The organism is Nocardia sp. CDC153 (assembly GCF_035818515.1).
GTDB lineage: Bacteria > Actinomycetota > Actinomycetes > Mycobacteriales > Mycobacteriaceae > Nocardia.
On the sequence record NZ_JAYKYU010000008.1, the window covers coordinates 97350 to 112796 of the forward strand.

The 15447-nt window shown below is 69.4% G+C and carries 15 protein-coding genes; 13 read left to right on the forward strand and 2 right to left on the reverse strand.

Annotated elements, in window-relative coordinates:
* The first annotated feature begins 6 nt into the window (after nucleotides 1-6).
* Nucleotides 7-615 (forward strand): Uma2 family endonuclease, encoded by a 609-nt coding sequence (locus tag VMT65_RS35620; protein WP_326313093.1) that lies wholly within the window; start codon nucleotides 7-9, stop codon nucleotides 613-615.
* On the opposite strand, the gene VMT65_RS35625 is transcribed toward VMT65_RS35620, so the two are convergent.
* Nucleotides 612-2375, reverse strand: a complete 1764-nt coding sequence (locus tag VMT65_RS35625; RefSeq protein WP_326313094.1) for a DEDD exonuclease domain-containing protein — start codon at nucleotides 2373-2375, stop codon at nucleotides 612-614. The genes VMT65_RS35620 and VMT65_RS35625 overlap by 4 nt on opposite strands.
* 62 nt (nucleotides 2376-2437) lie before the next feature.
* Between VMT65_RS35625 and VMT65_RS35630 the strand changes: the two genes are divergently transcribed.
* The 11 genes from VMT65_RS35630 to VMT65_RS35685 all read left to right on the forward strand — a co-directional run bounded on the left by VMT65_RS35630 (nucleotide 2438) and on the right by VMT65_RS35685 (nucleotide 13341).
* Entirely contained in the window at nucleotides 2438-3376 is a 939-nt protein-coding gene (locus tag VMT65_RS35630; RefSeq protein ID WP_326313095.1) for an SGNH/GDSL hydrolase family protein, read from the forward strand.
* Nucleotides 3377-3872: 496 nt separating this feature from the next.
* Nucleotides 3873-4499, forward strand: a complete 627-nt coding sequence (locus VMT65_RS35635; protein WP_326313096.1) for a C40 family peptidase — start codon at nucleotides 3873-3875, stop codon at nucleotides 4497-4499.
* Between the two features lie 211 nt (nucleotides 4500-4710).
* Nucleotides 4711-5715, forward strand: a complete 1005-nt coding sequence (locus VMT65_RS35640) for an NlpC/P60 family protein (protein WP_326313202.1) — start codon at nucleotides 4711-4713, stop codon at nucleotides 5713-5715.
* A gap of 56 nt (nucleotides 5716-5771) precedes the next feature.
* The gene (locus VMT65_RS35645) at nucleotides 5772-6776 is read left to right on the forward strand and encodes a peptidase MA family metallohydrolase (protein ID WP_326313097.1); all 1005 of its coding nucleotides are present in this window, start codon (nucleotides 5772-5774) and stop codon (nucleotides 6774-6776) included.
* 98 nt (nucleotides 6777-6874) lie between these two features.
* A complete protein-coding gene (locus VMT65_RS35650; protein ID WP_326313098.1) occupies nucleotides 6875-8029 on the forward strand; it encodes a glycosyltransferase family 4 protein in 1155 nt (384 codons plus the stop codon).
* Between the two features lie 61 nt (nucleotides 8030-8090).
* The gene (locus VMT65_RS35655) at nucleotides 8091-8483 is read left to right on the forward strand and encodes a polyketide cyclase / dehydrase and lipid transport (protein ID WP_326313099.1); all 393 of its coding nucleotides are present in this window, start codon (nucleotides 8091-8093) and stop codon (nucleotides 8481-8483) included.
* A 43-nt stretch (nucleotides 8484-8526) separates the two neighbouring features.
* Nucleotides 8527-8964 (forward strand): SRPBCC family protein, encoded by a 438-nt coding sequence (locus tag VMT65_RS35660; RefSeq protein ID WP_326313100.1) that lies wholly within the window; start codon nucleotides 8527-8529, stop codon nucleotides 8962-8964.
* Nucleotides 8961-10511, forward strand: a complete 1551-nt coding sequence (locus tag VMT65_RS35670) for an ArsA family ATPase (protein ID WP_442790385.1) — start codon at nucleotides 8961-8963, stop codon at nucleotides 10509-10511. The genes VMT65_RS35660 and VMT65_RS35670 overlap by 4 nt, the downstream gene beginning before the upstream one ends.
* The gene (locus VMT65_RS35675) at nucleotides 10508-11449 is read left to right on the forward strand and encodes a hypothetical protein (RefSeq protein ID WP_326313102.1); all 942 of its coding nucleotides are present in this window, start codon (nucleotides 10508-10510) and stop codon (nucleotides 11447-11449) included. Before VMT65_RS35670 ends, VMT65_RS35675 begins: the two co-directional genes overlap by 4 nt.
* Nucleotides 11446-12450: an ROK family protein gene (locus VMT65_RS35680; RefSeq protein ID WP_326313103.1), complete on the forward strand. Its 1005-nt coding sequence runs from the start codon at nucleotides 11446-11448 to the stop codon at nucleotides 12448-12450. The genes VMT65_RS35675 and VMT65_RS35680 overlap by 4 nt, the downstream gene beginning before the upstream one ends.
* Before the next feature lie 165 nt (nucleotides 12451-12615).
* The gene (locus VMT65_RS35685) at nucleotides 12616-13341 is read left to right on the forward strand and encodes a lysophospholipid acyltransferase family protein (protein ID WP_326313104.1); all 726 of its coding nucleotides are present in this window, start codon (nucleotides 12616-12618) and stop codon (nucleotides 13339-13341) included.
* 70 nt (nucleotides 13342-13411) lie between these two features.
* On the opposite strand, the gene VMT65_RS35690 is transcribed toward VMT65_RS35685, so the two are convergent.
* A complete protein-coding gene (locus tag VMT65_RS35690; protein ID WP_326313203.1) occupies nucleotides 13412-13909 on the reverse strand; it encodes a polyadenylate-specific 3'-exoribonuclease AS in 498 nt (165 codons plus the stop codon).
* A 140-nt stretch (nucleotides 13910-14049) separates the two neighbouring features.
* Here VMT65_RS35690 and VMT65_RS35695 point away from each other — a divergent pair, with 140 nt between their 5' ends.
* Nucleotides 14050-15438: a class II 3-deoxy-7-phosphoheptulonate synthase gene (locus VMT65_RS35695; RefSeq protein WP_326313105.1), complete on the forward strand. Its 1389-nt coding sequence runs from the start codon at nucleotides 14050-14052 to the stop codon at nucleotides 15436-15438.
* The last annotated feature ends 9 nt before the right edge of the window (nucleotides 15439-15447 follow it).

The window sequence follows — 15447 nt, forward strand, 5'->3', positions numbered from 1 at the left end:
GCTGCCATGATGTTCGGCATGGGCGCTCCCGGCGAACAAGACGAGCTGTGGTTAACGGCTGAGCAATTCGCCGACGGCGGAACGGATCTCGGCGATATCGAGATCGTGAACGGTCGAGTTCTGCGGAAAGCCGATCAGAGCCCGCTACACAGCCGAGTCGTCAGGCGGCTGGCGGGCTTGCTCGAGGCGGCCCGGCGCGCTGGCGGTCCGCGCATGGTGGTGGACTCGGATGTCGCCGCGCGCTTTGCCGATGCTGAAACCGCAGCGGTGGATCGCCGTCTGAACATTCGCTACCCCGACATCTGGATTCGCGACTGCGAGCCCTACGACGTGAACACGGTCCGCGAACATCTCCTGCTCATCGTGGAAGTGACGTCGGAATCGACCATCGATACCGATATCAACGACAAGCGAATCCAGTACGCAATGGCGGGCGTTCCCCGCTACCTGATCGTCCGACTGGACCAGAAGGAAGACCGCATCGAGGAAATCGAGGAATACCGCCTCGATTGGTCAGGCCGCCGCTACCGCGCCCACGACGTCCACCGCCGGGTGCTGCTGCTGGACGAACCGGTGGAGGCGACAATCCCATTCGACGTTCTGGAACAGCCTTAGCGGGCCGAGGTTTCGGTCTCGGTGCTAGGTGTCGTCGTTCGAGCGGCTTCGGCTCGGGCCACCCAGGCGAGCCAGGGGCCTGCGCCTAGGCGGGGTTCGGCGTAGCCGTGGGTGGTTCGGACGATTCGGGTGCCGGGTTGTTCGAGCCAGCGGACCAGGAGGGCCGCCTCCTCCGGGAGTGCGCCGCGCAGTGGGGGATAGGCGGGGGTGTCGTCGGGGCTGTCGAGACGGGGCGGGATGACTGTTTCGGCGGAGGCGGTGAGGCGGTCTACGACCGGCATGGGGGAGATGCCTCGGATGGCGGTGCCCGCGGCAGCCAGGCGGGCGTGGCGGATGACGGCGAAGTGCCAGCCGCCTGCGCCGTCGGGGTGGGCGGCTGTCAGTTCGGGGATGGCGGCGAGGGCGGCGAGGCGTTGGGTGCGGCGGAGGGCTCGGATTACCGCGACCGTGCGGTCGCGGAGGCGGGCGGCGGACTCGAAATGTTCTGCGGTGGAGAGGGATTCGAGGTTCGACGCGATGGTGTGGAGGAGGGTGTCGTCGGTGCCCGAGAAGAGTGCGCGGATCGCGGCGGGGGCTCGTTCGTATTCCTTTATATATAGGGGGCTGTTTTGGGCGCTCGCGGGGCACGCTCCGATCACGGCGGGCTGGCAGTCGTGGCGGCCGTCGCGGGGGATGCGGGTGGTGCAGGTGCGCAGGCCCGCTTGCTCGGCGAGGGTGGCGGCGATCTCCTGGGCGTCGGTGCGGGAGGTGAACGGGCCCAGGGCATCCCGGGTGGGGGTGCGGGAGACGGCGAAACGGGGGAAGGGCTCGTCGGTGAGGGTCAGCCACCAGGCGCGCTGGGGAAATTTGGACCGGCGGTTGTAGGGCGGGGTGTGGGCGAGCAGCAGGCGGAGTTCGCGCACGCCCGCCTCCAGCCCGTGCGCGCACTCGACGTGGTCGACGCGGGTGGCCAACTGCACCATCTCACGCATGCGCGGGCGGGTGTCGGACCCGGTGAAGTAGTTGCGGACGCGGCGGCGCAGATTCACCGCCGTCCCTATATAGAGGACTTCGTCCGACGGCCCGCGGAACAGATACACACCCGGTGTGGCCGGAAGGTCCGCGGCCATCACCCGTTTGGCGCGTTGGCGGCGCGTCACCTCGGGCAGATAGTCGAGCAGCTCGGTGAGACTCTGCACCCCCTGATTGCCGACCCGTGCGATGAGCGCGTGCAGCACGTCCACGGTCGCGCGGGCGTCGTCGAGGGCGCGGTGTGTCGGCCGGGTCTCCGCGCCCAACAGCTGCGCCAGATACCAGAGCTTGGCCGAGGGCGCCTCCTCCTTGGGCAGCACCCGCCGCGCCAGCTGCACCGTGCACACCGTTTGGAAAGCGGGCCAGGACAATTCGCACTTGGCGGCCGCGGCCTTGAGGAACCCGACATCGAATCGGGCATTGTGGGCAACCAGCACCGCCCCGCGCGCGAACTCCAGAAACCCGGGCAGCACCTGCTCGATGCGGGGCGCGTCCACCACCATGGCCGTCGTGATCCCGGTGATCTGCACGATCTGCGGCGGAATCGCGCAACCCGGATTGACGAGCGTCGCGAACTCCCCGAGCACCTCGCCCCCGCGCACCTTCACCGCACCGATCTCGGTGATCGAATCACCCTCGGGGCTGGTGCCGGTGGTCTCGAGATCGACCACCACGAACGTCGTGTCGTAGAGCGGGGTTTCGAGCTCATCGAAGGCCAGCTGAGCGGCCGGATCCGATCTCGAGGACACGGACGGCAAGCGTAGGCGCAGGGTCCGACAAGCGGGCCGGTTCCCGCCCGCGAGGCCCGCCGGTGCTGGCCATCGAAGATTTCCCGGACCGTCACCCGTCGCTCACCGGGCGTGAGCCGATCGCGGTGATCGTGAAGGATATGAACGCCGTGGAACGGGCCGACCAGGATGTTCGTGGTGGATTGACGTGGCGCGCACGCAGTCTCGTGGTGCTGGGCGATTCGACCGCCGTCGGCATCGGGGATCCGCTGCCGGGCGGCGGCTGGCGCGGTGTCGGTCCGTTGCTGGCGGAGGCCTTGGGCGGGAACGAGATCCGGTACACGAATCTGTCCTTCGTCGGGGCGCGCATGGCGTGCGTGCGCGAGCGGCAGCTGGCCGCGGCGGTGCGGTCCCGGCCGGATGTGGCGCTGCTGCTGGTCGGGATGAACGACACCCTGCGCTCGAACTTCGATCCCGCGGGCATGCGCGCCGATCTCGAGCACGTGCTGTCGAGGCTGGCCGCCGTCGGCACCGTGGTGGTGACCGTCCGATTCCACGACCACGGCAAGATCTTCCGCATCCCCCGGCCCCTGCGCCGCGCGCTGCGACAGCGGATCACCGCCCTCAACGCGGTGATCGACGCGGCCGCGGCCCGGCACGACGCGCGCTGTGTCGATATCGACCTGCTGCCGGGCGCGTACGACCTGCGGCTGTGGAGCGTCGATCGGCTGCATCCCTCCGAGCTGGGACACCGGGTGCTGGCCGCGGCGTTCACCGAGCTGCTCGCCGACGAGGGCTGCGCGATCCCGTATCCGGTGAGTCTGGTGTGCTCCGGCGGGCGCGAGGTGAGCACGGTCGGGCATCTGGGCTGGCTGGTCGCACGGGGAATCCCCTGGTTGGTCCGGCGCAGCCGTGATCTCCTGCCGTATGTCGCGCTGATCCTGCTGCGCTGGGCCGTGGGTCTGGAGACCGAGGAATCCCCCGGTCACGGCGCGATTCAGCCCACCTGGGGAAATGTCTGAATATAAGGTCGAGATTCTCGAGCTGAAATCCCCGAATTGCTGGAATATGCAAGATTGTGACCAGGGTCACTTTAATTCGGATTGTGGATCAATTATGAGGAAGGGGCCGTTCGGTACGAATCGGCAGCCGCCGTGTGCTGCCCCGCTGTCCTGCGGTCGGGCGTGTCGATCAAGCGTGTCGAGGATCCCCAGGTCGCGGGCCATGGCTCTGACCTTGTGTTATGCGGAATTCCTCCAGGTAGGGAGGGCCTCGAGCCCGCCGGAACTACCCGCCGGTAGCCGCCGGGACGCTCTCGCGAAAACACCCGCTGTTATTGTTTCGTGATTGCTGTGATGTTTGTCGCACCGAAATAGGCCCGCGTAACAATTTCGGTTCACGTACCGACCACCTCGGCTTTACAAAGCACCGTTATGTGCTCGTAATCTTCCTGAGACCTCGCGGAGTCCGACGCACCACCGGGTGCGGCGTCGCGGGGCAGATTGGAAGTACCTCACCATGGCGACCACCTCCACCAAGCGACAGGTCCGGGGCATCCAGCGCACCGCGCGCCGTGCCGCAGCGGCCGGAGCCGTCGGCGCTGCCACGCTGAGTGCGCTGCTGCTGCCCGCTACTCCCGCGTCGGCACAGCCGGTCAACACCCCGGTCGGCGTCTTCGACGTCCCCGACCAGATTCAGCTCCCGCCCATTCCGGGCGCCCCGGCGTCGATCCCGGTGAACATCCCCGAGATTCCGGGCATCGTCACCCCGCAGGGCGGCCCGGCCGCCCCCGCTCCCCAGAACAATGTGCACCAGGCCGCGGTCGACGCCGCCCTGAGCCGCGTCGGCGACCCGTACGTGTACGGCGCCTCGGGCCCGAACGCCTTCGACTGCTCGGGCCTGGTCCAGTGGTCCTACGCGCAGGCCGGCGTCAGCCTCCCGCGCACCAGCTACGAGCAGGCCGGTGCGGGCACCCCGGTCTCCTACGACGATCTGCAGCCGGGCGACGTGGTGTCGTTCTACGGCGGCAGCCACTCCGGCATCTACATCGGCGACGGCAATGTCGTGCACGCCTCGACCGCCGGGCAGCCGGTCGCCGTGGCGTCGATCTCCTCGATGCCGTTCGCGGGCGCGGTCCGCGTCTGATTCGACCTCGGATTTCGAAGCGGCGACCGTGATGGTTCTGTGGCCTGCTGGACACAACCGGTCGCCGTTTCGTAATCTTATCGAGACCTTCTTGACCAGCTCGGGGTAAGAGAACGGGACGACACCAACCGTGGCAGCGCAGCAGCCTCATCGGACACGCAGTCAGCGAACCAGACGACTGGTGGGTGGAGCTCTCACCGTAGGCGCACTCATGGTCGGCACCTCCGGCACTCTCGGCCTCGGATCCGCGACCGCCGATCCGGTCTCCGCACCGGCAACTGCTGGGGAAGCAGTGCAGCGGCTCATCGACCTGTCGCGGCAGTCCGAGCAACTCAATCAGCAGGCGCTCAACGCGCAGGCCGATCTGGACACCAAGGTCGCAGCCTCCGCCGCCGCCGACAAGCGGGCCGCCGACGCGGCGGCCGCGCTGGACGCGGCCAAGTCCGAGATCGCGAAATACCGTCCGGTCATCGATCGGGCCGCGACCTCCGCGCTCCTCGGCAGCCGCACCAACCGGCTCACCTCGCTAATGGTCAGCAATTCGCCGCAGCAGCTGCTCGACCAGATGTCGATCGTGGACCTGGTGGGCGCGCGCACCAATGATCAACTGGCGCAGTATCAGAAGGCCACCGACGCGGCCACCGTCGCCGAGAACGCGGCCCGGACCGCCGCCGACGCCGCCCGCGCCGCCAGCACCGCCGCCGACGCGGTGCGAGCCGATCTGGAATCCAAACGCGCTGCGCTGCAAGGCTCCATGGCGAGCGTGATCGCCGCGTGGGGTCAGCTCTCCGCCGGTGACAAGTCCGCGCTGGCCGGTTCGATGTTCCCGCCCGGCTTCGATCGCGACAGCCTGCTCAAGGGGCTGGTCCCAGGTTCGGGCACCAGCGCCCTGGCCGCGGGTCTGACCCGGGTCGGCGATCCCTATGTCTGGGGCGCGACCGGTCCCGATCAGTTCGACTGCTCCGGCCTCGTGCAGTGGGCCTTCCACCAGGTCGGCAAGAACGTGCCGCGGACCAGCCAGCAGCAGGCCAGTTACGGCACGCCCGTGGCCGAGAAGGACCTGCAGCCCGGCGATGTGGTGTTCTTCTACTCTGATATCTCGCATGTGGGCATCTACGCGGGCAATGGATTGATGCTGCACGCTTCGACTTTCGGCGTTCCGGTTCAGGTCGCGCCGATGGGCTCCACACCGTTCAATTCGGCGCGCCGGTTCTGATTCAGTGTCGTCCATGAGCACGACGAAGGGCCGCGCATGAGCACGACGAGGTGGCGATGAGCGCTCTGCGGAACGTGCGCGGCTGGTTGTCGGCGCGCCGGCGATTCCAGTTCGTCCTCACCCTGGTCACGGTCACCGCCCTGACCGCCGCCTGCGGCGCGCTGCTCATGATCCCGAACTCCGTGCTGCCGACCCTGCGCGCGGTGGCCCCGGGCCAGGATGGCCTCGCCGCCACCGATCCGCAGGTGCCGCAGGTGAAGCGGACCATGGGGTACTACGGAAAGCCGGTCGCCGAAACGGTGACCACCGGTCCCGGCCGGGTCGGCGTCGTCCTCGGCCATTCCGCCCAACGCGCCGATATCGACCTGCTCGCAGGCGAACTCGCAGCATCCACCACGGCGGTCACCGACCTGTGGGGTCCGGCATGGAATCAGGCACCGGTCGTCGTGGTCGCCTCCAGCCCCGCCGAATTCGCGGCCCTCACTCACGCCGTCGGTGACGTCCCCGCCGAGGTCGCCGCCTCCACCGTCGCCGACCCCCTCCGCCCCGGCGCCGAATTGACCGGCCAGCGCGTGGTTTTCGGCCCGGAGGCCGGACACCGCCTGGGCCCCGACGGCCTCCGCTCGGTCCTGCGCCACGAACTCACCCACATGGCCACCCGCAAGATCACCGTCGACGGCTCCCCGATGTGGATGCTCGAGGGCGCGGCCGAGTACACCGCCCACCGCGGCATGCACCACCCCATCACCCAGATAGCCCCCACCCTCACCACCCGCGCCCGCGCCGGCGACCTCCCCGCCGACCTCCCGTCGGACGCGATGTTCGACCCCAAGAGCGGCCAAGCCTCCCTCGCCTACGAACAGGCCTGGTCCGCCTGCGCTTTCATCGCCGACCGCTATGGCGACCCCAAACTCGTAGACCTCTACCACCAACTGGCCTCCGGCCCCAAGGACCACACGGCGGTCGATACCGCCCTCCGATCCACTCTCGACACCACCTACCCCGACCTCGTCACCGCCTGGCGCGCCTGGATCACGACGCGAACCACCGAAGGCGCTTGACCGCCCGCGCGACACGCGCCGAGCTCTCGGCCGAGGACTCGGGGTGCGAGGCTTCGGGGTGGCAGGAGAGCGCGGCCGGGGTGCAGTAGGTTTGGGGCATGGGGCGAACGTTGCTGGTTACCAATGATTTCCCGCCGCGGCCGGGCGGGATTCAGTCGTATCTGCATGCCCTGGCTTTGCAGTTGCCCGCGGATGAGCTGGTGGTTTACGCGCCGCGGTGGCGGGGGGACAGTCATTGGAAGTTCGATGCGGAGCAGCCGTTTCAGGTGGTGCGGCATCCGACGACGTTGATGTTGCCGACGCCGTTGGTGGCGCGGCGGGCGAAGAAGCTCATGCGGGACGAGCAGTGTGATCGGGTGTGGTTCGGGGCGGCGGCGCCGTTGGCGCTGTTGTCGCCGGTGCTGCGGCAGGCGGGGGCCGAGCGGATCATCGCCTCGACGCATGGGCACGAGGTGGGGTGGTCGATGCTGCCCGCGGCGCGGCAGGCATTGCGGGTGATCGGGGATCACACGGATGTCGTGACCTATGTCAGCAAGTACACGCGGCGGCGGTTCGCGTCGGCGTTCGGGGCGCAGTCGGCGCTCGAATATCTGCCGCCCGCCGTGGATTCGGAGGTGTTCAAGCCGGATCCGGCGGCACGGACGGAATTGCGGGAACGGTATGGGCTGGGGGAGCGGCCGACGATTCTGTGCCTGTCGCGGTTGGTGCCGCGCAAGGGGCAGGACATGTTGATCACCGCCATGCCCGAGATCAAGAAGCGGGTCGACGGGGCCGTGCTGGTGATCGCGGGCAGCGGGCCCTACGAGCAGAAGTTGCGGGCGTTCGCCGATGCCATGGGGCTGCGTGAGGACGTGGTCTTCACCGGGCGGGTGCCGTCGAAGGAGCTGGCGGCCCACCACACCATCGCCGATGTTTTCGCCATGCCGTGCCGCACCCGCGGGTTCGGGCTGGATGTCGAGGGGCTGGGCATCGTGTTCCTGGAGGCCTCGGCCTCGGGAGTGCCGGTGGTCGCGGGGGATTCGGGCGGCGCGCCCGAGACCGTGCGCGAGGGTGAGACCGGTCGGGTGGTCGGCGGCCGCGATGTCGCCGCGCTCACCGACGCCATCGTCGACATCCTCTCCGACCGCGATGCCGCCGCCGCCATGGGCGCGGCCGGTCGCGCCTGGGTGCAGCAGCAGTGGCGCTGGGATCTGATGGGCGCGCGGCTACGCGAACTGCTGGATCCGAGCCTGCGTACCGGGAGCATCGCGTGAGCGGCAACTCCCGGTCGGCGTGGGTCTGAGCGGATTCCGGTCCTGCGCTAGGCTCAGCGCCGTGAGCAGTATCCAGGTTGCCGACCAGACGTTCGTCGCCGCGCCGGGCTCGGCCGTGGCCGAGGTGCTGGCCGATCGTGCCCGCTGGCGCCGCTGGTTTCCGGACCTGCAGTTGCAGGTGCGGGAAGACCGGGGCGACAAGGGCATTCGCTGGACGGTCGGCGGCGCCGCGGACGGCACCATGGAGGTCTGGCTCGAGCCGATGCTGGACGGCGTCATCATGCATTACTTCATGCACGCCGAACCGCGCGGCGGCATTGCCGGTATGTCCGGACGTGAACTGCTGGCCCTGAACCGGACCCGCCGGGTCGCGGGCAAGGTCATGACCTTCGAGATCAAGGCCCGCCTCGAGGCCGGGCGCAAGGCCGGGGTCGCGCCCGCCGCCGCTGTCTGACCAATCGCTCCACGTCACAGGCTGAAAGGAAGCGTTGCCGCCCATGGCCGATCGAACTCAGAGGTCGATCGTGATCGACGCCCCCTCGGATCGAGTGATGGCCGTCATCGCCGACCTGGAGTCGTATCCGGAATGGGTCGCCGCGGCCCGCTCGGTGGAAGTGCTGGACAAATACCCGGACGGTCGCGCCCGCACCGCCCGCTTCGTGCTCGACGCGGGCGTCGTGAAGGACACCTACAGCCTGTCCTACACCTGGCGGCCCGACGGCCGCGCCGTGAGCTGGAGTCTGGTGGCCGGTGAGCTGCAGAAGGCGCAGGACGGCACCTACGAACTCATCGCCCTGCCCGACGGCACCACGCAGGTCGTGTACGAGCTGACCGTGGACCTGAACATCCCGATGATCGGCATGTTCAAACGCAAGGCGGAGAAGGTCATCACCGACACCGCCCTCAAGGAACTCAAGAAACGGGTCGAAGGCTGACCACCGGCGGTACCGAACGCTCGCCGCGGCCCGCTACCCGTATCGAGCTTTTCATCGGCAAGGGCGGCGTCGGAAAGACGACACTGGCGTGCGCCACCGCCCTGGCCTACGCCCGCACCGGCCAGCGCGTCCTGCTCGCCTCCCTCGACCAGGCCCACTCCCTCGGCGACGCCCTGGGCTACCGCCTGCGCCACGGCGCGACCCCCGTCGTCGCGACCCTGCCCCTGCCCATGTTCGCCGCCCCGGCGCCCGAATTCGCCGCGGGTCCGGGGCAATTCGCCACCGAGCGCGGGCCCGGCACCGCCGCCGCGGAATTCAGCGCCGCGTGGCGAGATGGGGTGGCGGGCAATCCGGCCGCCGCTCAGGAAGCCACGACCGACGCTGGGTACGCGGCGTCCCCGGCCGATTCCAGCGCTGCGCCCGACGGCAGGCCCGCCTCGTCGATGCCCCGGGGCGACGCGCTGGCCGAAGCACCGTCACTGGATGTGATCGAGGTGGATTCGCTTGCGCTGCTGGAGGATCGGTTCCGGCAGGTGTTGGTCATGGCGTCCGGGGCGGGGCACGAGCACGGATTCGATTTGGGCGCACTGGATCCCGCGGAGTTGACCGGTCTGCCGGGCGTGCAGGAACTGCTCGCCATGTTGGAGATCACGCAGTTCGGCAAGGACGCGCGCTGGGATGTGATCGTGGTGGACTGTCCGCCCTCGGCGGACATGCTGCGCATCGTCACCACCCCAGACACCCTGCTCGGCTATCTGGAACGGGTGTGGCCCGCGCACAACCGGACCATGGAGGCCATCGGCACCGATTTCCGCAAGGCCGTGCTCGCGGTGACCGTCGAGCAGATCGTGGCCGCGGTGACCGAGGCGCGTGACCTGCTCGCCGACCGCACCCGCACGGGTGCCCGACTGGTGACCGCCGCGGAGCGGGTGGCGGTCGCGGAGTCGGCGCGGGTGCGATCGGCGGCCGCCCTGTTAGGACTGCGCCTCGACGCGGTACTCGTGAACAAGGTGCTGCCCGAGTTGCCCGCCCCCGACCCGGCCGAAGCCCCGCACCCCGCGGTGCAGTGGTACTTCAACCGGCGCGGCGAGCAACTCGACGTGGTGACCGAGCTGAGCAAACAGCTGCGCGGCGTTCCGGTGCAGGTCGTGGGCCATGCCGGTGCCGAGCCGGTGGGCCTGAGCTCCCTGGCCGCCCTGTCCTACGCCGTGGACGCGAGTGGTAACTGGGTGGGATGGCCTCCGGTACCTATGCTTGGCACAGATGCGGACGGTGTGCTGCCCGTCCCCGCCGAGCCGGTGGTGCGGCTCGAGTCCGGGGCGGGTGCGCACTCGCTGTTCGCGATGCGCATGCATCTGCCGGTGGTCGATCCGTCGACCCTGCGGCTGGGACGAGTGGAGGACGATTTGATCGTGGGAGCGGACGGGGTCCGGCGGCGGTTGCCGCTGGCCCCGGTATTGCGGCGGTGCACGGTCGAGACCGCCGAGCTCGACGGCGACCAACTGGTCATCCGGTTCCGACCCGACCCCCAGGTCTGGCCGAAATGACCACGACCCACCCGCGTCCCGGCCACCCCGACGAGAACCTCGGCGAATTCGCCGAGGAACTGCGCCTGCTCGCCGAGGCCGTCCTCGAACGCGTCGAACCGGTGCTGCGCCGCACCGCCTCCGACGGCCGCACCGAATGGTCCAGCTGCAGTTGGTGTCCGGTGTGCGCGGCCGCGGCCATTGTGCGCGGCGAACACCACGACGTGGTGGCCGCCATCGCCGACCACGGCACCGCCATCGTCACCGTCCTGCGCGAGGCGCTCGCGGGCGTCCCGGTGGATCCGGTGATCCCGCCCGACCTGGACCCGGACTCCCCGGAATACCACGTCTGGCAGCACTATTCGAAGCGGAGCGAAACCGATTCCAGCGCAACGGATCTGCCCTTCGCCGACGCCTACGCCACCGCGCGCGGGGAGACGGACTCGCAGGGCGAGGGCGAATCGCCCGCGAGCGGAGGTGAATCCGCGCAGCCGGGTCATCCGCACGCCGCCGGCGCGGGTCTCGCCGCGGTCTTCGCTCGCTTCCTCGCCGGTGTCCAGGGCCGCGCGGCTGCCCGAAACCAGGCCCAGCGCAACCCCTTCGGCACCGAGCCCGGCGCGCGGGATGCTCGCGAGTCGGAATTCGGTGGGGGAGAAGGCGTCCCGGGCTCCGACTCCGGAGATCCGCTCGGTCACGGCCCGGGTGCGGCCCGTCGCCCCGGAGCCACCGGTGCGACCACCGCCGGAACCCGACGCACCTTCGACACCTCCGCCGGACCGATCGGACCGCCCGGCGGCATGCCCTTCGGCCCGCCGGTCGCGGCCCCCGCGGCCGAGGTGCGCCGCGATCCGGCGGCGAGCCCGGATCCTGGCTCCGCGCCCGGCGGCACCCGCCCCGGTGCCGGGCGGCGACCCAAGCGCGCCAAGTATGTGCCCATCGACGTGAACATCAAGGCATGAGAGAGGGTGGAGACGTGCCGCTGACCGTGGGAATCGATGTGGGCGGCACGAATATTCGGGCGTCCGTGGTCGACGGTTCGGGCGAGGTGCTCGACACCGTCGCCGCGCCGACCCCGCATTCGGCCCGCGCCCTCGAGGACGGATTGGCCCGCGCCGTGCGGGAACTGTGCGCGCGGCATGCCATCGGCGCGGTCGGGTTGGCCGTCGCCGGATTCGTGGACGAGGACCGCGCCACCGTGCGGTTCGCCCCGCATCTGCCGTGGGAGGACGCGCCGGTCGCGCAGCGACTCACCGACCGCCTGGGCCTGCCGGTCATCCTCGAGCACGACGCCAATGCCGCGCTGTGGGCCGAGTACCGCTTCGGCGCGGCGGCGGGCGGGCGCAATGTGGTGCTGGTGGCCATCGGCACCGGCATCGGGGCGGCCCTGCTCAGCAATGGGCAGCTGTATCGCGGAAGCTTCGGCGTCGCACCGGAACTCGGGCATCTGACGGTGGTGCCCAATGGCCGCGCTTGCCCGTGCGGCAAGCGCGGCTGCTGGGAAAGGTATTGCAGCGGAACGGCCCTGGTCGACACCGCGATCGAGTTCCTGGCCACCGACCCGCAGCGGTCCACCCTGCTGGCCCGCGAATCCGGCCGCGATCCGGGCTCGCTGACCGGCCGCCGGGTGGCGGGCGCGGCCCAGGACGGCGACCCGGTCGCCCAGGAGGTCATGGCCGACTTCGCGCGCTGGCTGGGCCTGGGTCTGGCCTTCGTCAGCGACATCTTCGACCCGGACCTGATCGTGGTCGCCGGTGGCGTCAGCAGCTCGGCCCCGCAGTTCCTCGACGACGCTCGCGAGCACTACGCCGCCTCCATCACCGGCGCCCGCCACCGCCGCCTGTCCCGCATCCGCACCGCCCAATTGGGCGAGGCCGCGGGCATGATCGGCGCGGCCGAACTGGCTCGCGCGGCGGTGCCGGAAGAGCAGGATGCGGTACCCGTCGCTCAGGCCCGCCGCTGATCCGGTCGGGAAGATCAAGTCCATGAAGCGGGACGAAAGTCCCGACATTGGAGAATCCCGCCGCCACCGGTTGGTTACCGCGAGGTCTCGGCGGTAGGGTAGGCAAGCAGTGGTGGTGCCCGCAACGAGGCCGGTCCCGGGTATCGAAACAGGGGAAAGGACGCAATGTTCTACTGGCTGCTCAAGTATGTGTTCCCGGGTCCGTGGATGCATCTGATCAACCGCCCGAAGGTAGAGGGCGTCGAGAACATCCCGGCCAAGGGCGCGGCGATTCTGGCGGGGAACCATCTCTCGTTCACCGACTGGCTGTTCACCCCCCTCATGAGCCCGCGCCGGATCACCTATCTGGCCAAGGCCGAATACTTCACGACCCCCGGCCTCAAGGGTCGTCTGCAGAAGTGGTTCTTCTCCGGCGCCGGTCAGTACCCGATCGACCGGTCCGGTGCCGACGCCGCCGAATCCGCTCTCAACACCGCGCGCAAGCTGCTGGACGAGGGTCGCCTGGTCGGCCTGTACCCCGAGGGCACCCGCTCCCCGGACGGCCGCCTGTACAAGGGCAAGACCGGTGTGGCACGCCTCGCCCTGGAGACCGGAGTGCCGGTGATCCCGGTCGCCCTGATCGGCACCGACGAGGTGTGCCCGCCCGGCCCGTTCCGCTGGCGTCCGCGCCGGGTCACCGTGAAATTCGGTGCGCCCATCGACTTCTCGCGCTACGAGGGCATGGGCGGCAACCGCTTCGTCGAGCGCGCGGTCACCGACGAGATCATGTACGAGCTCATGCGGATGAGCGATCAGGAGTACGTGGACGTCTACGCCGCCAGCCTGAAGAAGGGCGTCCCGTCCGGCAGCCGCCCCGACGCCGACCGCATCCCGCAGACCATCGCGAGCTAGCCACCGAGATCAGATAGAAAGAGAAAGGCCCCGGGAGACACTGTCTCCCGGGGCCTTTCGACATGGTCGATCAGGAAGCCTGAAGTCGCCGGTACGCTTCGATGGCCTCGAACTTCGCCAGATTGTGCCGCGCGTCGGCCAGCGCGTCGTGCGCGTCCTTGGGCACCGGCGGCAGCGGCGGGCGACCGTATTGCTCCCAATGCTGGCGCAGCTCATTGGTGTAGCGGGGCAGCGCGTTGGGCAGATCCACCATCGAACCCCACAGCTGGCACAGCGCGACATGGTCGTAGGCCCCGACCCACGCCCACAGCTCGGGTTCGACGCCCGGGCGCGGCACCAGGAACTTGTAGAGGTCGTCGCGAATCCGCTCGCGCGAGCGCCACAGCGGCGAGGACGGCGGCGGTAGCTTCGGGAGCACATTGCGGCGGACGAACGGCCCGGCCTTCTCGGGGTCGAATTCGGTGGAGACCGCGTAGAACTCGCGTCCGTCCTCGCACACCACCGCGATGGAGACGAGATCGATGACGGTCCCGTCCTCGATGAATTCCGAGTCGTAAAAGTACCGCAGTGAGATGGGTCTCTCCTCAGCTCGAGTCCGCCGACGATCGAAGCGGATCGTCCGGTCACAGCCTAGGCGTCCGCCCGGTGTGAGCAATTCAAGCCCTGGGGGTGGTCCAACTCACCAAGGTCGATCCGTATTCTGAACGGGTGAACTGGACCGTCGACGTACCGATCGATCGCTTGCCGGAACTTCCTCCGCTGCCCGCCGAGCTCCGTCGGCGCCTCGACGACGCACTGGCCCGACCGGCCCTGCAGCAGCCTTCGTGGGATCCCGAGCAGGCCGCCAAGATGCGCACCGTGCTGGAGTCCGTCCCGCCGATCTGCGTGCCCGCCGAGGTGGAGGAGCTGCGGCTGCGGCTGGCCGAGGTGGCCCGCGGCGAGGCCTTCCTCATGCAGGGCGGTGACTGCGCGGAGACCTTCGCCGACAACACCGAGCCCCACATTCGCGGCAATATCCGCACGCTGCTGCAGATGGCCGTGGTGCTCACCTACGGCGCGAGCCTGCCGGTGGTGAAGGTGGCCCGCATCGCCGGGCAGTACGCCAAACCCCGCTCGTCCGACACCGATTCGCTGGGCCTGAAGTCCTACCGCGGCGACATGGTGAACTCCCTCGCCGCCGAGCCCGCGCTGCGTGAGCACGATCCGTCGCGTCTGGTCCGCGCCTACGCCAACGCCTCGGCCGCCATGAACCTGGTGCGCGCGCTGACCTCCGCGGGCATGGCCGACCTGCACAAGGTTCACGACTGGAACCGCGAGTTCGTGGCCCAGTCCCCGGCCGGCGCCCGCTACGAGCAGATGGCCACCGAGATCGACCGCGCGCTGGCGTTCATGAAGGCGTGTCGCGTCAACGATCCCAACCTGTCGAGCGCGCGCCTGTACGCCAGCCACGAGGCGCTCGTCCTCGACTACGAGCGGGCCATGCTGCGCCTGAGCGAGCACCCCGTCACCGGTGAGCCGGTGCTCTACGACCTGTCGGCCCACTTCCTGTGGATCGGCGAGCGCACCCGCCAGCTCGACGGCGCGCACGTCGCCTTCGCCGAGTTGGTCGCCAACCCGATCGGCCTCAAGATCGGCCCGACCACCACGCCCGAGCAGGCCGTGGAGTACGTCGAGCGCCTGGACCCCAACAACGAGCCCGGCCGCCTGACCCTGGTCGCGCGCATGGGCAATGGCAAGGTCCGCGACGTGCTGCCCCCGATCATCGAGAAGGTGCAGGCCACCGGCCACCAGGTGATCTGGCAGTGCGACCCCATGCACGGCAACACCCACGAGGCCACCACCGGCTACAAGACCCGCCACTTCGACCGCATCGTCGACGAGGTGCAGGGCTTCTTCGAGGTGCACCACGCGCTGGGCACCCACCCGGGCGGCCTGCACATCGAGCTCACCGGTGAGAACGTCACCGAATGCCTCGGCGGCGCACAGGACATCAGCGATCTGAACCTGGAAGAGCGCTACGAGACCGCCTGCGACCCGCGCCTGAACACCCAGCAGTCGCTGGAACTGGCGTTCCTGGTCGCGGAGATGCTGCGTTAGGCAGAGCAC